Annotated in this window: 20 protein-coding genes and 1 pseudogene; 12 read left to right on the top strand and 9 right to left on the bottom strand. The window is 61.0% G+C overall.

The genetic code is table 11. From position 1 onward, the window contains the following. Positions 1 to 23: 23 nt before the first annotated feature. Both D3250_RS02915 and D3250_RS02910 read right to left on the bottom strand, forming a co-directional pair. Entirely contained in the window at positions 24 to 638 is a 615-nt protein-coding gene (locus D3250_RS02915) for a potassium channel family protein (protein WP_158583054.1), read from the bottom strand. A 134-nt stretch (positions 639 to 772) separates the two neighbouring features. Beyond that, the gene (locus D3250_RS02910) at positions 773 to 2,149 is read right to left on the bottom strand and encodes an FAD-dependent oxidoreductase (protein ID WP_119901832.1); all 1,377 of its coding nucleotides are present in this window, start codon (positions 2,147 to 2,149) and stop codon (positions 773 to 775) included. Positions 2,150 to 2,362: 213 nt separating this feature from the next. Here D3250_RS02910 and pstS point away from each other — a divergent pair, with 213 nt between their 5' ends. From pstS to pstB, 4 genes are all read left to right on the top strand, one after another. After that, on the top strand, positions 2,363 to 3,583 hold the full coding sequence (pstS, locus tag D3250_RS02905) for a phosphate ABC transporter substrate-binding protein PstS (protein WP_318778939.1): 1,221 nt from the start codon (positions 2,363 to 2,365) through the stop codon (positions 3,581 to 3,583). Positions 3,584 to 3,831: 248 nt separating this feature from the next. Beyond that, positions 3,832 to 4,725 (top strand): phosphate ABC transporter permease subunit PstC, encoded by an 894-nt coding sequence (gene pstC, locus D3250_RS02900; RefSeq protein WP_192892560.1) that lies wholly within the window; start codon positions 3,832 to 3,834, stop codon positions 4,723 to 4,725. Next, positions 4,725 to 5,933 carry a phosphate ABC transporter permease PstA gene (gene pstA, locus D3250_RS02895; protein ID WP_119901830.1) on the top strand — a complete coding sequence of 403 codons (1,209 nt, stop codon included), beginning with the start codon at positions 4,725 to 4,727 and terminating at the stop codon, positions 5,931 to 5,933. The genes pstC and pstA overlap by 1 nt, the downstream gene beginning before the upstream one ends. Before the next feature lie 39 nt (positions 5,934 to 5,972). Further along, the gene (gene pstB, locus D3250_RS02890; protein WP_119901829.1) at positions 5,973 to 6,752 is read left to right on the top strand and encodes a phosphate ABC transporter ATP-binding protein PstB; all 780 of its coding nucleotides are present in this window, start codon (positions 5,973 to 5,975) and stop codon (positions 6,750 to 6,752) included. Between the two features lie 21 nt (positions 6,753 to 6,773). Here the strand turns inward: pstB and D3250_RS02885 are convergent, their stop codons facing one another. From D3250_RS02885 to D3250_RS02875, 3 genes are read right to left on the bottom strand one after another with little or no spacing between them, the layout of a single operon-like run. Further along, positions 6,774 to 7,295, bottom strand: a complete 522-nt coding sequence (locus tag D3250_RS02885) for a DUF3830 family protein (RefSeq protein ID WP_119901828.1) — start codon at positions 7,293 to 7,295, stop codon at positions 6,774 to 6,776. 2 nt (positions 7,296 to 7,297) lie between these two features. Further along, positions 7,298 to 8,719: an amidase gene (locus tag D3250_RS02880; RefSeq protein WP_119901827.1), complete on the bottom strand. Its 1,422-nt coding sequence runs from the start codon at positions 8,717 to 8,719 to the stop codon at positions 7,298 to 7,300. After that, complete coding sequence (locus D3250_RS02875) at positions 8,716 to 9,717, bottom strand: D-2-hydroxyacid dehydrogenase (RefSeq protein ID WP_119901826.1); 1,002 nt, start codon at positions 9,715 to 9,717, stop codon at positions 8,716 to 8,718. Before D3250_RS02875 ends, D3250_RS02880 begins: the two co-directional genes overlap by 4 nt. Before the next feature lie 80 nt (positions 9,718 to 9,797). Between D3250_RS02875 and D3250_RS02870 the strand changes: the two genes are divergently transcribed. The 5 genes from D3250_RS02870 to D3250_RS02850 all read left to right on the top strand — a co-directional run bounded on the left by D3250_RS02870 (position 9,798) and on the right by D3250_RS02850 (position 13,234). Continuing rightward, positions 9,798 to 10,688, top strand: a complete 891-nt coding sequence (locus D3250_RS02870; RefSeq protein ID WP_158583053.1) for a maleate cis-trans isomerase family protein — start codon at positions 9,798 to 9,800, stop codon at positions 10,686 to 10,688. Then, positions 10,685 to 11,425, top strand: coding sequence for a maleate cis-trans isomerase family protein (locus D3250_RS02865; RefSeq protein ID WP_119901825.1), 741 nt, complete (start codon positions 10,685 to 10,687; stop codon positions 11,423 to 11,425). Before D3250_RS02870 ends, D3250_RS02865 begins: the two co-directional genes overlap by 4 nt. A gap of 62 nt (positions 11,426 to 11,487) precedes the next feature. Next, positions 11,488 to 12,177, top strand: a complete 690-nt coding sequence (locus tag D3250_RS02860) for a GntR family transcriptional regulator (RefSeq protein WP_119901824.1) — start codon at positions 11,488 to 11,490, stop codon at positions 12,175 to 12,177. Positions 12,178 to 12,266: 89 nt separating this feature from the next. Next, positions 12,267 to 12,503, top strand: coding sequence for a TM2 domain-containing protein (locus tag D3250_RS02855; protein WP_119901823.1), 237 nt, complete (start codon positions 12,267 to 12,269; stop codon positions 12,501 to 12,503). A 41-nt stretch (positions 12,504 to 12,544) separates the two neighbouring features. After that, positions 12,545 to 13,234, top strand: coding sequence for a TVP38/TMEM64 family protein (locus tag D3250_RS02850; protein WP_119901822.1), 690 nt, complete (start codon positions 12,545 to 12,547; stop codon positions 13,232 to 13,234). Here D3250_RS02850 and D3250_RS02845 read toward each other — a convergent pair. The 4 genes from D3250_RS02845 to D3250_RS02830 all read right to left on the bottom strand — a co-directional run bounded on the left by D3250_RS02845 (position 13,226) and on the right by D3250_RS02830 (position 16,500). After that, positions 13,226 to 13,945 carry an MOSC domain-containing protein gene (locus D3250_RS02845; RefSeq protein ID WP_119901821.1) on the bottom strand — a complete coding sequence of 240 codons (720 nt, stop codon included), beginning with the start codon at positions 13,943 to 13,945 and terminating at the stop codon, positions 13,226 to 13,228. The genes D3250_RS02850 and D3250_RS02845 overlap by 9 nt on opposite strands. Before the next feature lie 69 nt (positions 13,946 to 14,014). Then, positions 14,015 to 14,572 (bottom strand): acyl-CoA thioesterase, encoded by a 558-nt coding sequence (locus tag D3250_RS02840; protein WP_119901820.1) that lies wholly within the window; start codon positions 14,570 to 14,572, stop codon positions 14,015 to 14,017. A gap of 154 nt (positions 14,573 to 14,726) precedes the next feature. Beyond that, positions 14,727 to 15,650, bottom strand: a complete 924-nt coding sequence (locus D3250_RS02835; protein WP_119901819.1) for a DUF4031 domain-containing protein — start codon at positions 15,648 to 15,650, stop codon at positions 14,727 to 14,729. A gap of 151 nt (positions 15,651 to 15,801) precedes the next feature. Further along, positions 15,802 to 16,500 carry a helix-turn-helix transcriptional regulator gene (locus D3250_RS02830; protein ID WP_119901818.1) on the bottom strand — a complete coding sequence of 233 codons (699 nt, stop codon included), beginning with the start codon at positions 16,498 to 16,500 and terminating at the stop codon, positions 15,802 to 15,804. Positions 16,501 to 16,573: 73 nt separating this feature from the next. Between D3250_RS02830 and D3250_RS02825 the strand changes: the two genes are divergently transcribed. The 3 genes and pseudogenes from D3250_RS02825 (at position 16,574) to D3250_RS02815 (ending at position 18,558) form a co-directional block, all read left to right on the top strand. Continuing rightward, complete coding sequence (locus tag D3250_RS02825) at positions 16,574 to 17,314, top strand: alpha/beta fold hydrolase (protein WP_119901817.1); 741 nt, start codon at positions 16,574 to 16,576, stop codon at positions 17,312 to 17,314. Positions 17,315 to 17,332: 18 nt separating this feature from the next. Continuing rightward, positions 17,333 to 17,464, top strand: a pseudogene (locus tag D3250_RS11910) (IS481 family transposase); the annotation flags it as partial. Between the two features lie 89 nt (positions 17,465 to 17,553). Beyond that, a complete protein-coding gene (locus D3250_RS02815; protein ID WP_119901815.1) occupies positions 17,554 to 18,558 on the top strand; it encodes an aldo/keto reductase family protein in 1,005 nt (334 codons plus the stop codon). Positions 18,559 to 18,568: the final 10 nt, after the last annotated feature.

Below are 18,568 nucleotides of genomic sequence, written 5' to 3'. Positions count from 1 at the left end.
AGCCGCGGGGCTCGGGTCGCTTGCTAGCCAGAGTCGCTTGCGTCGTCGCGCGTCGCCCCGACCTTCTGCTCGAGTCTCTCTACTAACCAGCTGGCCAGCGTGGCGGTGACGGTCCCCAGTAGCACGAGTCCGCAGGCCATCAGGATCACAGCGATGCCGCGTCCGAGACCCGTAATCGGGTAGAAGTCTCCGTAACCGACGCTGGTCACGGTGACAGCAGACCACCACAGAGCGTCGCCGAAACTCACGATGTTGGCCCCGGGAGCGTTCTGCTCAGCGTCAAGCACGGCGAGGGAGGCCATGATCATCAGAAGCAGGGAGGTAAATGCCACGTAGAGTATGACTTTTCCTCGCAGCGCAGTACCAGCCGAACGCTGCAGGACTCCCAGCGCCGTGACCAGCCTCAGCAGGCGCAGGGGCCTCAGCGCTGGCAGGAGCACTATGGCCAGTTCGTGCAGATGAGTGAAGAACCACTTCTTGGTGTAGGGAACAAGGATGAGCGAGACGACGTAGTCCACGGCGAACAGAACCCACACTGCGTTCATCACCCGGAAGGGCCATTCAATCTGCGTCTGACGCAGGTCACCTATCACCACATAGGAGTAGACCCCGAGAAATGCCAGGGCGACGAATGCCATCGGCCACTCAGTAAACTTGGTCCACCGCACAAAGGCTGATCGATTGTTCCATACCTTCATTTGCTTACAGTAGCCGGAGCGATCAGAGGTGAACACCACTGGAGCACTTCACCTGGGGGCCCAAATGCGGCCTTTCATTGCCCGCTGCGGCCGTGCTGCAGGCCCGTGGACACACCGATCATCGCCGGTTCTGCTCCCGGGGCGTCGCTGGTCGCGACAGCGAGCGCGTGCGGATCCTCAGCGTGGTCCGGGTCGCCGGCGTTGCAAACCCCGGTCTCAGGCAGGTGAAGATCGATGGGAGTGGGGTCGCTTCCCGCTAGATGCGCAGCGATGGAGCGAACCTGCTCGTATCCGGTGGCCAGCAGGAAAGTGGGCGCTCGTCCGTAAGACTTCATCCCAGCTACGAAGAAGTCGTCTTCAGGGTGGGTGAGCACCTCAACCCCGTGCGCCGGAACGGTACCGCAGGAATGGAACTCCGGATCAATGAGCGGCGCCAACTGAGTCGGAGACTCCACACCGGGATCCAGGTCCAGGCGCAGTTCCCGAAGCACCTCAAGATCGGGCCGAAATCCCGTGGCAGCCGCCACCTCGCTGACCGTGACCGCTCGCCCATCTGTGAACTGCACCGTGACTCCATCTGGCTCCGCGGCGCATAAGCGCTGCACGGAGGCGGAGGTCATCACCTGGATATGTCCAGCTTCAACCAACCGGCGCAGTCTTTGACCCAGCGCGCCCCGCTCCGGCAGCCCATCGCTGACCCCGCCGCCGAAGCTGCGATCCGCGCTCTCGCCGCGAATCGCCCACAGGATCTCGGTGTGCTTCTCCTCCCGTTTCAGTGCCGCAAGGTTGAGCAGCGTGTTGGTGGCGCTGTGCCCGGCCCCGACAACCAGGACCCGCTTGCCGCCCACCCGCGGACGAGCGGTGCCGAGCACATCAGGCAGTGCCCCAAGGAGATGCTGTTCTACGGAAGGATCCTTCTCCCCGAGTGCAGGCAGACCGGCTGCCCCCATCGGGTTCGGCTGTAACCACGTCCCGGAGGCATCTATCACTACCCGAGCATGTAGGTCGGCGGATGCGCCGCGAGTGTCTACTCGCACTTGGTACGGGGCTCCCCGACGGGCAGCAGCGTGTGTCTTGTCCCTGCCACCCCGGCTTATCCCAGTGACCAGCGCTCCGAACTGGATCTTCTGCGCCAGAACGGTGTTGCGCACCAGCGGTTGGAGGTACTCCTCGACCAACTGATGACCCGTTGGCAGTTTGGTGGGGCTCGGAGCACTCCACCCTGCAGCGTCAAGGAGTCGGCGGCAGGCGGCGTCGATATTGTATCTCCACGGCGAAAAGAGCTTGATGTGTCCCCAGGCGGCGACGGCGGATCCGGGCTGGTCGCCAGCTTCCAGGACCAGCGGCTCTATGCCGTGCTCCAGCAGGTGGGCCGCGGCAGCCAGGCCTACCGGTCCGGCGCCGATCACAATCACCGGAAGTTCCTCGTCAGTGCGCGTGCTGTGGCCCATCAGCTGCTCCATTCATTGACGCATTTCGATGTATGCCAGTCTGCGGTATTCATCGAAGAATATCAATGTATTTACACGGGTTGGTCGCGGGCAACTTTCCAGGGACCGAAGGTTCTTGCCTTCTGCTGTTCACTCTCAGTTCACTCACATAGCAACTTCTTGTCACTTGCCCTCCTTAGCGTGACACTCGGCTCCGCCATGAGGAGTGACTCCGTGCGTGAGAGCCTCATGAGCCACAGCAGTTTGCAGCGCGGCGTCTCTGCCGACAGCGCTGACGAAAAATCCTCAGAGAGGGACACAGTGAAGTTAGAACGTTTCGGCCGCGCAGCGGCCATCCTATCGGCCGCATCGTTGGCACTCGTGGCTTGCGGAGAGGCTAACAACCCAGGCTCAGATAACGACGATGGCAACGACAACGGCAAGGCCAATGGCGCCGCCGATACCAGCGCGGTGCAGGGAACACTGGTGGGAGGCGGTGCATCATCTCAGGAGGCAGCCATGACGGCGTGGACGAACGGCTTTGCTTCTGTAGCACCTGAGGCGCAGGTCAACTACGCCTCAGTAGGGTCCGGTGCCGGACGCGACGGCTTCCTTGGCGGCGAATATGACTGGGCCGGGTCAGACTCAGCCATGGATGACGAAGAATGGGAGCAATCCAAGGATATCTGCGGTCCAGACGGCGCCTTTCACATTCCTGCGTACATCTCTCCCATTGCCGTCGCGTTCAATGTCGAGGGCATTGACGACACCCTTGACCTCGATGCTGACACCATCGGCAGTATCTTCTCCGGCGACATCACCACATGGGACGACGCAGCCATTGCAGAGCACAATGAAGGCATCGACCTGCCGGGCACTCCCATCACTGTTGTTCACCGCGCTGACGACTCCGGCACCACAGATAATTTCACTGAGTATTTGGAGGCCGCCGCAGGCACGTGGGAGTGGGAAGCCAGTGACGCGTGGCCTGCGGACATCTCTGCTGAGTCTGCACAGCAGAACTCCGGTGTCGTCGACCTGACATCCCAGACCGATGGTGCCATTACGTACGCAGATGCTTCGCAGATTGGTGGACTCAACTCTGTGGCAGTTTGGGTCGGCAACGATTACGTTGAACACAATGCCGAAGCCGCATCGCAGGCGGTAGCCGCATCCACTCCAATTGAGGGCCAGGCACCGAACAACATGGCAGTCGAGCTCGACCGCGATACTGAAGAAGAAGGCGCTTACCCGATCGTGCTCGCCGCATACAACATTTTCTGCAATGAGTATCCAGACCAGGAGACAACAGACCTTGCGATCGGATTCGCCGAGTATCTGGTCTCCGAAGATCGACAGCAGACCGCTGAATCCGCTGCGGGGAACGCTCCGATGTCAGAGGAGCTGCGCAGCAATGCTATGGAAGCGATCTCTGAAATCACTGTCGCTGAATGAACGCGTCACTCAGTTCATCACATGGGGACCCAGTGGACACCGAGTCCAAAGGAGCGCAGCCTCTGCGGTTCTGACGATCCTGATCCACATCAGGCCAGTGTTCTTGACTACCACACGCATACATACCGAGGCAGGGAGTCCCCATGACCCGCTCTGGCGCGTCTCATCCCCCAGTTAAGCCGACAGACCAGTCCGGCCGCCAAGAACCCGCTACCAACCCACTGACCACTTCCGACTCCGGCGGTGTCATGGGGGACAGAGTCTTCTCCGGGGTTGCGCTCCTCGCCGGGGCGGCAATCCTTGTCACGCTCTCATTCGTTGCCATATTCCTCAGCTTCAATTCTGTGGGGGCGGTGTACCGTGAAGAGGAGGGACTCATTCTTGAGCAGTTCCTCGAGTACGCCTACCCGTTGGTGGTCGGCACACTTATTGCTTCGCTGATCGCCCTGGTGCTGGCGACGCCGGTGGCGGTGGGTGTGGCCCTCTTCGTTTCGCACTTCGCTCCGCCCCGACTGAGCAAGTCCATTGGATACCTGATTGATCTGCTCGCGGCGATACCTTCCGTGGTCTACGGAGCCTGGGGGATGAGCTTCCTGGGACCCGCGCTTGTGCCCGTATATGGCTGGCTCCACCAAAACCTCGGGTTCATTCCGCTTTTCGCGGGCGCTCCCTCACAAACAGGTCGGACCATCTTCACCGCGGGAGTAGTCCTGGGGGTGATGATTCTGCCCATCATTACCTCAGTCTGCCGAGAGATTTTCATTCAAACACCCAAACTCCACGAAGAGGCCGCTTTGGCCCTGGGAGCAACACGCTGGGAAATGATCATGATGGCGGTCTTCCCCTTCGCCCGAGCCGGCATCATCTCGGGTGTGATGTTGGGCCTCGGGCGAGCTCTCGGAGAGACGATGGCCGTGGCACTTGTGCTCTCACCCGGCTTGCTGTCAGCATCCCTCATCTCATCCGGCAACAGCACCATCCCGGCGGAGATCGCACTCGGCTTCCCTGAGGCTCCTCCAGGGTCCGAGCGCCAAGCTCAACTGATCGCCATCGGACTGGTCCTCTTCATCATCACCCTCATTGTGAATATGACAGCACGCTGGATCGTCAACCGTCACAAAGAATTCTCTGGAGCCAACTGATGACCCAGACACAGCAGCAGCCAACTCTCGCAGTAGTCGATGGAACCGCCGAACCGCCGCGGCAGCAGGCCAGAGAGCCCTCGCCCCTGCTCCGCCCCGCGTCATTGGCTCAGAACCGTGTGCCATGGTGGACAAGTCTCGTAGTACTTGCAATCGCGGCGGTGCTGGGAGCGGCGTTGAGTGCCCTGATCTCCTTCAACTTGGCGCTGTGGTTAGTGCTGACTGCGGTTCTCTACCTCGTCATCAGTTACTGCGTGACACGAGTCAAGGTCAACCGTCGCCAAGCCACAGACAAGATGTGGGCGAACTTGGTGTACTTGGCTTTTGTCATCGCGCTTCTTCCCTTAGTCTCCGTCATTTGGTCGGTCACCTCGACCGGGATTCCTGGACTTCTGGAATCGGGATTCCTCGCCTCAGACATGCAGGGGGTTGACGGAACAACGGATCAGCGAAGTCAAGAAGAGGGTGAACCCGTGCTGGGTGGTATCCGCCACGCCCTAGTAGGTTCACTTCTGATCACCCTGACGGCGACGTCCATCTCTGTGCCCATTGGGCTGATGACGTCCATCTACCTGGTGGAGTATGCGCGGGGCGGCACCTTGTCCCGAGCGATTACGCTCTTCGTAGACGTGATGACCGGCATTCCTTCCATCGTGGCGGGCCTCTTCGGCGCGGCTGCCATGGCATGGTTCCTGGGAGTGGGAAACAGTCTGGGACTTCCTGTGCCAACCCGTTCCACCATGGGCATCACCGCCGCCATCGCCCTGTCTGTGCTCATGATCCCGGTCGTCGTTCGCACCACTGAAGAGATGCTCCGCGTGGTTCCCAACGAATTGCGGGAGGCGTCCTACGCACTGGGAGTGCGCAAATGGCGAACCATTCTTAAGGTCGTCATCCCCACCGCAATCTCTGGAATCGCAGCCGGTGTGACACTGGCCATCGCTCGCGTTATTGGCGAAACGGCGCCGATACTGGTGACGGCCGGTTTCGTGGTCAGTAACAACTGGAACCTGTTTCAAGGGTGGATGACGGCACTGCCGGTATACATCTTCAGGCAGTTCCAGAATCCAACATCACCGAACTTTTCAGACCCTTCTCACCAGCGGGCGTGGGCCGCGGCACTGGTGCTCATCATCATCGTTATGGGCCTGAACCTGACGGCACGCCTTATCGCCACTATCTTCGCTCCCAAGAAGACTGGCCGCTGACAAACTCAAAAGAACCAGAAGGAAGAGTGAGTTTAAGCTATGTCCAAGAGCATCACCGCCAAGGACCTTAACGTTTACTATGGGGATTTTCTCGCAGTCCAAGAAGTCAACATCAACATCGCCCCACGTTCGGTCACGGCGTTCATCGGGCCATCCGGGTGTGGAAAGACGACGCTCCTGAGGAGCCTCAATCGTATGCATGAGGTTCTCCCCGGAGCCCGAGTCGAAGGGCAGCTGCTGCTGGACGACGACAATATCTACGGCCCCGGCGTTGACCCGGTGACTGTGCGCTCAATGGTCGGTATGGTTTTCCAGCGTCCCAACCCTTTTCCGACCATGAGTATCCGGGAGAATGTTCTCGCCGGCTACAAGCTCAACGGTTCGCGGATGTCTAAGTCACAGGCTGACGACATCGTTGAGGATGCTTTGCGAGGAGCGAATCTGTGGAACGAAGTTAAGGACCGCCTGGGTAAACCAGGCTCTGGTCTCTCGGGAGGTCAGCAGCAACGCCTGTGCATCGCCCGGACCGTAGCCGTGAAGCCTGAGGTCATTCTCATGGATGAGCCGTGCTCCGCACTCGACCCGATCTCCACCCTCGCGATCGAAGACCTGATCTCTGAGCTTCAGCAGGAGTACACGATCGCTATCGTCACTCACAACATGCAGCAGGCAGCACGAGTGAGCCAGAAAACCGCGTTCTTCAACATCGCCGGCACGGGCAAACCCGGCAAGCTGATCGAATACGCGGACACATCAACGATCTTCAACAATCCAAGCAACCAACAAACCGAGCGGTATGTGTCCGGCCAGTTCGGATGACCGGGTCTCAGCATCGGAGGCTCAGTCGGCGTGTGAGCGGGCGAAGGTCAGGGTCTCCCCCCGCGCGCCGTCCATCCAGATGGACTGACAAGCTTCGGCAAGCTCGTCTAGACCCTCGACGATGGTGGCGAAAACATTGCCGGGAATCCAGCCTTGATCACCGTTGATGAGCAGATTATTGCGTCCGTAGAACACCGCGAGATCGATGATCGGCTTAGCAGCCGTGGGTTGATCAGCACGGACATCGGCACCGGCGTCGTAACCGTAGGCGGGGTTGCCCAAGTCATCTGAGTCGAAGGCGAAATAGCAGAGATCCCCAGGTATGGGCGTCACCGTGGTGTTCTCCTTGCCCGGCTCTTGGGCGGCGAAGGCCTCCACAAGGTGATAGATCTCATTGCGCGCGTATTTGCCGTGGTAGACCTGACCGGACTGCGGTAGGGCGTCCCACACCGCCGCACAGGTGCGGGGAGCGGCATCGTCGAGCAGTCTGGCCAGGCATATCACCCCGCGTTTTTCCAACGTGACTGTGATGTACCTGGCCACGCTCAGGCAGTTCCTTGCTTCGCCGGCACTGAGGCGGGACGGGTGAACTTCTCCCCTGAGCCCTTCTCATACGCTCTGGCGGCCCGCAGCACCAGCCGATCCTGAGTGCGGGCGGCCACGAACTGCAGACCGACCGGTAACCCATCGTCGGACACCCCACACGGCACCGAGGCTGCGGGCTGCTGAGTCATGTTGAACGGGTAGGTGTAGGGGGTCCAGGAGGTCCACAGGTCCGATCCCCAACCGTCGGGGGCCTGGCGGGTGCGGTCGAAAGCAGTGATCGGCATGGTCGGCGTCACCAGAAGATCATACTGCTGGTGGAAGGCGCCCATATGCACTCCCAGGTCCATACGCACAGCGGTCGCGTCAAGATAGTCCTGCGCGGAGGCGTCGGCGTACTGCTCAATTCCTGCCCGCAGACCCGGGTCCACTTTGGCCAGGGCGCCTGGCCCGTAGGCAGCGACCACCTTTGCGGCGCCGGTGAACCACAGGACGTGGAAGGGTTCCACGGGGTCGGCAAATCCCGGGTCGACCTCCTCGACAACTGCGCCCAGAGACTCGAGCACCGTGACAGCTTCACGCGCCAATCGCTCTACCTCCGGAGCGTTCTTTCCAAATCCGAGAGTCGGCGAGAATGCAATGCGAAGTCCCTCGATGCCGTCTTCGAGCCCTTCGGTAAACGGCGTGGTGGGGGTAGGAAGCGCGGACCAGTCCCGCGAGTCGAAGCCTGTGACGATGTCCATCAGCAAAGCCGCATCCCCCACACTGCGAGTCATTGGTCCGGCATGGGCCAGAGTCCCAAACGGCGAAGCGGGGAACATCGGCACCATGCCAAACGTCGGCTTCAATGCCACAGTGCCGGTGAAGGCTGCGGGAATTCTGACTGAACCTCCTGCGTCAGTTCCCACTGACCAAGGGCCCATTCCGGCACCCACTGCCGCTGAGGACCCTCCGGAGGATCCGCCCGCTGTGGTGGCGGGGTCCCAGGGGTTGCCAGTGGCGCCGAATCGTTGACTGTCCGTAGTGCCCTTCCACGCGAACTCTGGCGTGGAGACTTTGCCCAGCAGCACCGCACCATTCTCACGGAGCCGGGCCACGCAGGGGGCATCGGCATCCCATGGGCCGGCATCGTCAATGAGGGTCGACCCCCGCAGAGTAGGCCATCCTGCGGTGATGAACATGTCCTTGATGGAGGTCGGGACCCCATCACCGGTTCCCAGAGTCTCTCCAGCCTGCCACCGTTTGGCTGACGCCTCAGCTGAGGCGAGCGCCGATTTGCGGTCCACCAGCACAAAGGCATTGAGGGCGGTGTTGTGAGCCTCGATCCGATCCAACGCCGCCTCAGTGGCGTCTACTGGTGTGAAACTGCCAGCAGCATAACCCTCCAGCAGTTCGGCGGCGGTCAGTTCAGCCAGATCGGTCATGATGCGCTCCTCTTTCCTGGGACGTATCCCCTGTCCTTGTCCACCACGTTGAACAAGCTCTTTCCATCCAACCATCGTTGAGCGTTGTCGATAAACAGCTCGGCCAGGGAGTCACGCCAGCCGTGAACGTCGCCTGACATATGGGACGCAATCATCACGTTCTCCAACTCCCACAGAGCGGAGTCCTGAGGTAGTGGTTCTTCTTCGAACACGTCCAACGAAGCGAATCCCAAGGGCCCCTCACGGAGGGCGGTGATCAGTGCGTTCTCGTCGACTGAGGCGCCACGACCAATATTGATCAGGTGCGCGCCGGGCTTCACTGCAGCAAGGGTCGTCGCTCCTATCAGCCCGACAGTCGCTGCAGTCAGCGGTGCCGCGTTGACAATGATGTCGTAACCGCCAACGTGCTCCTCCAGGTCTTCAGAGGCGACCACGACGCCGAAATCCTCATCATTCTCACGTGCAGTACGCCCAGCTCCGGTCACATTGACGCCTACGGAGGTGAGCAGTCGGGCGATCTCGCGACCGATAGCGCCGGTGCCGATCACAATCGCGGTGGCCCCTTGTACTCGGGTCGTCTCCCGATGGTCCCAGGTCTTCGTAGTCTTGAGTCGGAAGTTTCCGTGGAAGTCTTTGGCCTCTGCCAGGATCGCGCCGAGTACCCACTCTGCGATCGGACGGTCGAAAATGCCTTGTGAGTTGGTCACCGTCACGTCAGAAGCGCGCAGCTCGTCGAAAAGCAGCGTGTCCACACCTGCTGCTGCCACATGAATCCACTTCAAACGGTCCGCGGCGGGCCAGGCCTCCTGCAGCGCCCCGGAGAAAAAATCCCAGAGGAAGAGGGCGTCTGATCCTGCGATGTCCCCAGCAATGTGCTCGGCATCAGTCAGGCGTACTTCGGCACTGTCCGAAATCTGGTCGAGTCCCGGTGGAATAGAGTGCGGGGATTCCGGGTCGGCGGGGCGGAGTACGGTGATGACCTGACGGGACTCTGACATGGGTGCTACATTAGAAACTGAATCTGCAGATTGTCAACAATCCTGCAGAGCTGAATCTCGCCGTCATGCAAGGGGTATCTATGACATCGGCACACCCCTCCAACTCATCTCCACTCGCTGTCCCGATCGGTGCTGTGGTGCCTTACGACATGGCCTTAGACCGTGAGCTCCGGCAATTCTCCCGGGACAGTTTCGGATTCGACCAGTTGGACCTCCTGTTCACGCGCACACCCTTCGAGCCGCTGACGGTCACCGTCGAGCAGGCCCGCGCAATTTCTCGCCGTGAAGTCATCCGCAAGGCAGTGCGCTCTGTCTCAGCCACTGATCCCGATGGGTACATCTATGGGTGCACTTCCGGCAGCTTCGTACGAGGCGTCGTCGGGGAGCGTCGACTGGCCCATACGATCTCCGAGGCTGGAAGAAAGGCCTCGACGACAGCGATGCGAAAGCTGGAGGCGGCGGATTCCTACCCTGAAGAGTGCCCTGATCCCGCCCCCGTACGAACTCCCAGCGCGGTCACGACTTCAGGGGCTCTGTTGGAGGCGGTCCACGCCCTGGGATTGAGCTCCATCGCAGCCGCTACCCCCTATGACACGGCAATCGTAGAGCTCTTCGGGCAGTTCTTCGCAGAAGCCGGGGTGAAGCTGGTCCATGCAGCACATCTGGGACTGGCTGGGCGCATCTGGACCGTCCCCTGGCAGACGACCTATGACCTTGTTCGGCGCGCCGACACCCCCGAGGCCGAGGCTGTACTGATCGCCTGCACCAACCTTCCAACCTATGAGATTCTCGATCAGCTGGAACAGGACCTTGGCAAACCGGTTCTCTCTGCGAACCAGACCACCATCTGGGCCGCGCTGCGCCGGGCGGACCGCGACTACTTCGGTCCTGGCGCCGCTCTGCGCGCCTGTCTCAACTCCAAGCCAGAGCACACTCCGGAAGCCACTCGGGAAGGAGTCGCTCCAGCATGAGCACATCGGTCACGGTCGGCATCCTTTACCCCGGCCACGCAGCTGAAGACGACTATCCCGCCTATGAAGCCAGTCTCCTCCACGACGGCACCCCGCCTGTGCGGCTGCCGGTCACCATCACCACAATAGGGGTGGACGAGCACACCCCGCAGGCACTGTTGGAAACCGGCTCCCACCCTCGTCTGGTGGAGGGCGCTGAACGGCTCCTTGCAGAGCACCACGTGGACTCCGTGATGTGGGCCTGCACCTCCGGCAGCTTCGTCTACGGTTGGGAAGGCGCCCGCGAACAGGCACAAAGGTTGGCCACTGCCACGGGACTGCCCGTGTCATCAACCTCTTTGGCGTTTGTCCGCGCGATCGAAGAGCTGGGTGCGCAAGAGGTGGCTGTGGCGGCGTCGTATCCTCATGAGCTTGCCGCGCACTTTCGAGAATTCCTGCTCGAAGGCGGCATCGAAGTCGTCAACTTTCAGTCCCAGGGTGTATTCACTGCGGCTGCCGTTGGCCAAATGGCCCGCAAGGAGCTTTTCGCGATGATTCGCAGCGTGGATCTCCCCGCGGCACAGGCAATGGTCGTGCCTGACACAGCGATGCACTCCTTGCAGTGGATCGATGAACTGGAGCAGACGCTGGGCAAACCGGTCTTGACGGCCAACCAGGTCACGATCTGGGAAGGGATGCGAATCGCAGGGGTAAAACGACCTCAGCTGCCGGCACTGGGTTCACTTTTCAGCCCGTGAGACGCCACAGACTCCCGGCGCACCTAGAATGGATTGTCAACAATCCATGGATCGGAGCGTGAATGTCCAGCCCCCAGTCGTTCAAACGGGTCAACCGCGAGTCCACCGCCGGGCTCATTACCCGACAGCTGCGTGAGGCGATCATGTACGGCAGACTCCGGCCGGGTGCCCAACTCTCGGAGGCGATTCTGGCGGCCGAGTTCGGGGTCAGTCGCGGTCCACTGCGTGAGGCCACCCAGCGCCTTGTGCAGGAAGGCCTGGTACGCGCGGAGCCGAACCGCGGACTGTTTGTCAAGGAACTCGATGAGCATGAGATCCGTGACCTCTACGCCGCCCGCATTGCTATTGAAACGGCCGCTGGGCGCACCATCATCCGGAAAGGGCAGCAGCAGGCCGTCGCCGAGCTCAGAACTGCGTATGAGGCGATGCAGCGGGCAGCTGAAGAAGGTGCATTAGCGCAGCTGTCTGATGCCGACCTCCGCTTTCACGAGGTATTGGTCGGCGGCGCCGGCAGCGCGCGCCTCCAGCGGATGCATCAGACCCTCATGGTGGAGACTCGAATGTGTCTGACAGCCCTTCAGGGGACGTATCGAGACCCAGAGGACCAGGTGGCAGAACACCAGAGAATTGCCGAGGCAATTGCTGCGGGCGATTCGGAGTCGCTGGTTGAGGCCATCGAGGAGCACATGCAGGAGGCACTGGACCGGCTGGTACCGGGGAGTCGAAGCGCAGGTACTGCAACCACTGTGTGAGAGCTTGACCGAGTTGAGCCTCAGGAGTCTGCTGGAGGGGCTTTCGGCTGAAATCGAGGGAGATCACCGCCTTTGAGTACACTGAACCTATGGCTTCCCGCGCATTCGACGGCCCCCAGAAGGACCCGGGTCTCGCACTGGTACTGACTATCCTCGGATTCTTCTTCGTGGCTGGTCTGCAGTACTTCTACCTCGGAAAATACATTAAGGGCATCTTGTTTCTGGTCACGATCGGCTTCTTCTACGTCGGCACCATCATCTCGCTCTTCACCATCAGGCGGGCCACCCTGCAGGTGAATCGCAAGCGGGCGCTGGGCATGCGGTAGATGCCGTCGAGCCCCTCAGCTCTTGCCGTGAGCTTGCCCTCATGACACGTGAGCTGGGAGAGCCGGTGGACGATCAGGAGCGATGGGTCTCGGTCCTGCGCAATATGGCCTTAGGCCTGGTGGTGCTCGGACTCCTATGGGTGGCCTTCAACGTCGAGCTTCCCCCTGTGCACGAGCTGCAGCAGAACATCGAAGCGGTGGGGTGGGCGGGATGGATCGCGTTCGTGGGGCTATACGCACTCGTGGCGACGACGCCAATTCCTGTGACGATCATGGCGGTAGCAGGCGGACTGCTCTTTGACGTGGTCACCGGGACCATCTTGTCGGTAGTGGGGGTGATGCTGGGCTGCTGGGCAGCGTACTGGGTGGCCCGCGCTCTGGGAAAACAGACCATGCGAAAGCTGCTGGGCCGGCATCGCGCGACGGTGGAGCAGCATCTGCGAGACTCTGGGTTCTACGCCGTGGCTACGCTGCGGCTAGTCCCAGGAATCCCCTACTGGCCGGTTAACTACGGCAGCGGAGCTTTTGGGGTCAGGCACACCCCTTATGTGCTGGCGAGCCTGGCCTCCTGCATCCCGGGCCAGTTTTCATTGGTGGCGGTCGGCGCGTTCATTGCCGACCCATCTGTCCTGACTGGTGGAATCGTCGCTGTCGGCTGGGCAGCCGTCGCCATCCTCACGGTGCTGGCTTATCGCAACTGGCGTCGGACCCGTCGGCCCTCATCAGATTGAAACCGTGGGCTTCGTGACCCACACTGAGTCACCCTCGGAAATAGTGCCGGGCCCCGCAACCCGGGCGTAGACAGCGGCGCAGAGCTCACGGTGTCTACCCAGCAGCTTGAGCATGCGTCCCTCTGCACTAGCCCCATCCTGATCGAGATCAACGGTGCGGCAGCGCGGAATCCTGCGCTCGACCACCAAACGAACATTCGGACCCAGGGGGGTGTCGATTTCCAACTCCTGGCCGACCCACGTCTCCTCAACAAAAGGCTCCTGAGTCTCAAGCACCAGGTTTGCGCGCAGGCGCCGCGGATCAGCATTGATGCCCCACTGCTGGGCCATCCACTCCAGGGTCGCGCTTCCAATAAGGGAGACCGCTCCCCCGTCATAATGGGGCACATCTGCTTCAGGCTTCACCTCCACCGGGACCCCGAAAACTCGAGAGAGCTCATCATCGAGTTCCGGCTGTCCGACTTGCCAGGTGCCCTCAGGCCCCACGACCCAGACAGAATCGCCATGAGTGTGGGCAGCGTAGTCGAAGACGGCGTCGAACCGCCGGAACCGGCTGCCGTCTTTGCCAGAGGCAAGTCTTCCGTCCTGGTCCATCACCGCATACCAGCGGTCCCCCAGCAGACCGCGGTGGTCCAGGGTCACTATGTCTAAGGATTCACCGCCCATTGCCTTCACGGGGTACCGGCGGATTCCGGTGATGGTGAGCTCCATAGCTCAAGACTAGCCAGCCCGTGGCCCAGGCGCACGGTCAGCCAACCACTCACCTCATGACGATGAGCCTCAGAAGCCTGTGTGGGGTGCCGGCTTTCGGGAGGCAGGAAGGGCGAAGTCTTGACGCCAGGCATGGAGATCCTCACTGACCTGAAAGTTCTCCGGTACTGGATGACCGGTCTCGGACGCCATGTCCAGGATCTCGGCAATGGGCACTGGACCGCTCTTGCCGATCAGCCGTCCAGCCACGTGAGCACGAACGTAGATTTCCCCGTCCACCACCACGCGGTGCTCTATGTAGAAACAGCGATCGTCCACCCCAATGAATTTGGTGTGGATCTGGAATTTGGTCCAGAAGTTGACTGATTTGCGGAAGGTGATCTGCTCGGCCTGCACCACCGGGTGCCACCCTCGTTTCTTGGCACCAGCCCAGAGCCCGGAGCGCACCATCATGTCGTACCGGCCTAAGTCGAACAAGCTGAAATACTGGCCATTGTTGATGTGCATCAGAATGTCGACGTCAGTAGGCAGCGCGCGCAAAGTGATCTCAGAAGCTTCCCAGGGCGTGATTCGGGGGCGACGTCGTGACTTGAGCAGTATCAGTAAGGTACGGAAGATCACATGCATGCTGCTAGGTTACTACGCAGTAGGAATGGGTACTGCACGCGAGCTTTGTCAGAACGACCGGGAGACCCTCATTTGCAGATCTGCAGCCAATGGCACCCCGAATATCTGGTCCCTCGTGTGAGTTCAGCTGACCTGTTGGGCCACAAAGATCTAACTATTCTGTCCGTTGGAGTTCATTCAGCTCTGTCTCGAGATTGCTCCGGGCCGGAGCCTCCCAACGCTCGTACCCGGTCCGGGTGTGGAACAGCCGCGGGACTGAAAGCAGGCTGCGCAGTACCGCTGCACGTCCCTGGGCGAAGTCCTGGTCGTCGACGTGCGCATAGTCGGCTCGCACTTGTGAGACATAGCGGAGATATTCATGAGAGGGACGGCCCAGGACTTCCAAATCCGCGTCGGTGAGAACCGCTCCTGCTGTGTCGCCCTCCTGCGGCGAATGCGTGGCGGTGAGTCTGATCAGCCGACCGACCTCCTCGACCTCAGCATCAGCAAGGAGGCGGTCGAGCTGCTGCTGAGCCAGCTGTGCCGACTTCTCCTCGTCTTCACCAGCTTTGCCTTCATAGACCGCATCATGGAACCAGGCAGCCAGCGGCACTGACCGGCTCGCAGATCCGCGCAGCTCACCGGCTTCTTCCAGCATGCTGCTCACCCGGAGCACTGATAGGAGGTGAGGCAATGCATGGTAGTGACGATGAGGCTCGCTCCAGCGGTTCAACACCTCTTGGCCTACCGCATCCCAGGCGTCTCGGGCGGCGTCGCTCCCGGTCATCTCTCCGAGTTTCCGCCAGCGACGCAGCAGACCGCTGCGCAGTTTCTCAGGGCGGTCCCGCGCCTTCACCCTGAGTCCGGAGGCAGCCAAGATGCGCGCCAGCTGATGGCCACTGACCGGCTCGGCACCCAGCTGGACGAGGTCCTCAAACCGGTGAGCCGGGACGTCATAATGGTCGCGGTCGAAGGCCCGCTCACTGATTGCTGCGGTGTTTGCGAACATGTGCAGTTCTCTCAGCGAGACATCTGAGACCACGTGTGAGAACAATGTCCCGTGCGCCGGCCATGCCGGCGGGTCGATAAAGATCCCCATATGTACAGGCTACAAAGCAGCATTCGGTGGACTCCGAAAGGTTGCGCGCACCGGCCGCTTAAGCATTGGACGGAATCGTGTGGTGGAATCCGATCCTGCGCGACGCTCGAGATCACCGAACAACCAAGAGACAGTGGGCGGGTTCAGGGGCTCACTCGCCCCGCCCGTGGACCGGTCTGGCGTTGGCTGGGGGCTTTCCGACCTCTTGGATGGTGTGATCTCCGCAAGCCGTCTTGGTGACGCTGGCTCCTGTGATGCGCGACACTGCGAACCATCGCATCGCATCGCGCACTCGGCACCATCCAACGAGGTGCCACTGGTCGTTCGTGGAGGCAAACAGCACGGGCTCGACGTCGCGGACGGTCGTGGTTCCGGACCCCGATGTGTAGCGAATGCGAACGACCCACTGCTCGGCCATCGCCTCTTCCAGTGCCGACCTGATCGCGCGCGAAGCGGCGGGGTGCGCGTTGACCCAGACGCGCCGGGCCAAATCCTCGGCTCGTGTTCGAGTGCGGGGATCTAGAACGTCCAAGATTTTCTGGATCCCTGCTGCTGCCAGATCGGAGTAGGGGGCATCTGGTGCCGCGGACGCGGCAGCCATGAGCCCCACAGCCTGCGCTGCGGACAGGCTCACGGGAGGCAAGGACGCACCGACCGCCAAACCGTAGCCGCCACCGGGGCCTGGGCGCGACCATATGGGCGCGCCGCTGCGCTGGAGCGCATCGAGGTCTCGCTTGACTGTGCGCACGGAGACGCCAAACTCTCTAGCAAGCCGTTCAGCAGAGTGACCCCGCGATCCGTTACGGCGCAGCATTTCGGACAGGGCATGAAGGCGTTCCGCTCGCTTCACCGATCAGTACCTTTCACATTCATGACATAGATAGTGACATACACCTGTCCTGAGCGTGCACGAAGGTGGAGACATGACAACTCTGAACAACAGTCCCGCCATCATTCTCATTGCCGGCCACTGGCTGGGAGCTTGGGCGTGGGATGAAGTCCTGGAACAGTTGGACACCGACGACTCTCGCGCAATCGCGATCACGCTGCCTGGACTCGACCCAAACGACCCTGGGCGTTCGACCAGGACCCTCGAGGATCAAGCCGAGACGATCGGAGACGTCCTCACTCGACTCGATGTCTCCAAGGACCAGCCCGCGACACTCGTCGCTCATAGTGGAGCCAACGCGCCCGTCAGCCTCGTTCTCGACCGCCGCCCCGAACTCGTTCATCGGGTGGTGTGGGTCGACTCCGGCCCGATGGCGACAGGCAGCGCCTTCGCCTCAGACCTCCCGGAAGAAGTGACGGAGCTTCCACTCCCACCCTTTGATGTCCTCGCACAGCAGGCGAGCCTCGACGGTCTGAGCGCAGAGGTTCTTGAGCGTTTCCGCGCCAAGGCAGTCCCTGAGCCTGGACCCGTGCTTCGCCAGACTGTCGAGCTCAGAAACGAGGCCCGTAATAAGGTCCCGACCACCATGGTCTGCTGTTCGATCCCGGGCACGCAAGTGATGGATATGGCCCGAGGAGGGCATCCCATGTTCGCCGAAGTCGCGAACCTCGAAAACCTCGAGGTCATTGACCTCCCGACGGGCCATTGGCCGATGTGGAGCCGCGCCAGCGACCTCGCTAAGACCATTCAATCTGTGGCCTCGCGAACCAGCTGAACTGCACATGCAACCTGAAGGTGCCTCTCAGACAACAAGGGTGCCTACCGGTCACATTTGTGGCGAAACGCATGCGCCGAAATTGAACCTAAGTTCAAGCGCACCCCTCCGCATCGCCCAACGACGAACGGCAAGGCCAAGCGTAACCACCACGCTTGGGAGACCAACAGGACCCAACACCTCAACCTCTCAGATTCGATTTTATGGTCCTCATCACCTCGCACCGATAGGGTGACGACATGGACTTTCGATACTTGGGCGACAGCGGACTGAAGATTTCAGAGATCACCTACGGCAACTGGTTGACGCACGGATCACAGATAGAGAACGACGTCGCCACAGACTGTGTACACGCTGCCCTAGACGTCGGGATCACCACATTCGACACTGCCGACGTTTACGCCAACACTGTCGCGGAGCAGGTGCTGGGTGACGCTCTGCGCGGCCAGCGGCGGGAATCCCTGGAAATATTCACCAAGGTGTACTTCCCCACCGGCCCCAAGGGGCCCAACGACACCGGCCTGTCCCGCAAACACATCATGGAGTCCATCAACGGTTCGCTGGAGCGGTTGGGCACTGACTATGTGGATCTCTACCAGGCGCACCGCTTTGACTATGAAACACCGCTGGAAGAGACGATGCAGGCCTTCGCTGACGTGGTGCGATCAGGGAAAGCTTTGTACATCGGCGTTTCGGAATGGACCGCAGACCAGCTTCGCGCAGGACACGCTCTGGCGAAGGACCTGGGCTTCCAACTGATCTCCAATCAGCCGCAGTACAACATGCTGTGGCGCGTCATCGAACCCGAGGTGGTGCCAGCCTCTGAGGAACTCGGCATCAGTCAGATCGTCTGGTCGCCTATCGCCCAGGGCGTCCTCACGGGCAAGTACTTGCCGGGCAAGCCGTTTCCGGAAGGTTCCCGCGCTTCCGATGCCGACGGTGGCGCGCGCTTCATCGAAAGGTACCTCAACGAAGACATCCTCGAGGCTGTTCAGAAGCTCAAGCCCATTGCTGAGGACCACAGACTGACTCTGGCGCAGCTGGCCATTGCGTGGGTGCTGCAGAACCCCAATGTGGCCTCAGCATTGGTCGGCGCCTCGCGACCGGACCAAATTGCCTCAAACGTCGCTGCCGCAGGTGTGCAGCTGGACTCCGCCGCCATGGAATCAATCGATGCGGTCGTTGGTCACCTCGCTCAGGACGACCCAGCTCTGACCACCTCCCCTGAAGAGCGGCTCACCTGAGCCTGATTGA

Origin of the sequence: Nesterenkonia natronophila (assembly GCF_003595215.1) — a bacterium.
Lineage (GTDB): Bacteria > Actinomycetota > Actinomycetes > Actinomycetales > Micrococcaceae > Nesterenkonia > Nesterenkonia natronophila.
Note: the sequence above shows the minus strand (reverse complement) of the source record. Positions and strands in the feature narration are given on the sequence as shown.

Coding starts and splice junctions, on each gene's coding strand:
- D3250_RS02915 (WP_158583054.1), bottom strand. CDS start 638: ATGGCATTCGTCGCCCTGGCATTTCTCGGGGTCTACTCCTATGTGGTG.
- D3250_RS02910 (WP_119901832.1), bottom strand. CDS start 2,149: ATGGGCCACAGCACGCGCACTGACGAGGAACTTCCGGTGATTGTGATC.
- pstC (WP_192892560.1), top strand. CDS start 3,832: ATGGGGGACAGAGTCTTCTCCGGGGTTGCGCTCCTCGCCGGGGCGGCA.
- pstA (WP_119901830.1), top strand. CDS start 4,725: ATGACCCAGACACAGCAGCAGCCAACTCTCGCAGTAGTCGATGGAACC.
- pstB (WP_119901829.1), top strand. CDS start 5,973: ATGTCCAAGAGCATCACCGCCAAGGACCTTAACGTTTACTATGGGGAT.
- D3250_RS02880 (WP_119901827.1), bottom strand. CDS start 8,719: ATGACCGATCTGGCTGAACTGACCGCCGCCGAACTGCTGGAGGGTTAT.
- D3250_RS02875 (WP_119901826.1), bottom strand. CDS start 9,717: ATGTCAGAGTCCCGTCAGGTCATCACCGTACTCCGCCCCGCCGACCCG.
- D3250_RS02870 (WP_158583053.1), top strand. CDS start 9,798: ATGACATCGGCACACCCCTCCAACTCATCTCCACTCGCTGTCCCGATC.
- D3250_RS02865 (WP_119901825.1), top strand. CDS start 10,685: ATGAGCACATCGGTCACGGTCGGCATCCTTTACCCCGGCCACGCAGCT.
- D3250_RS02860 (WP_119901824.1), top strand. CDS start 11,488: ATGTCCAGCCCCCAGTCGTTCAAACGGGTCAACCGCGAGTCCACCGCC.
- D3250_RS02855 (WP_119901823.1), top strand. CDS start 12,267: ATGGCTTCCCGCGCATTCGACGGCCCCCAGAAGGACCCGGGTCTCGCA.
- D3250_RS02850 (WP_119901822.1), top strand. CDS start 12,545: ATGACACGTGAGCTGGGAGAGCCGGTGGACGATCAGGAGCGATGGGTC.
- D3250_RS02845 (WP_119901821.1), bottom strand. CDS start 13,945: ATGGAGCTCACCATCACCGGAATCCGCCGGTACCCCGTGAAGGCAATG.
- D3250_RS02840 (WP_119901820.1), bottom strand. CDS start 14,572: ATGCATGTGATCTTCCGTACCTTACTGATACTGCTCAAGTCACGACGT.
- D3250_RS02835 (WP_119901819.1), bottom strand. CDS start 15,650: ATGGGGATCTTTATCGACCCGCCGGCATGGCCGGCGCACGGGACATTG.
- D3250_RS02825 (WP_119901817.1), top strand. CDS start 16,574: ATGACAACTCTGAACAACAGTCCCGCCATCATTCTCATTGCCGGCCAC.
- D3250_RS02815 (WP_119901815.1), top strand. CDS start 17,554: ATGGACTTTCGATACTTGGGCGACAGCGGACTGAAGATTTCAGAGATC.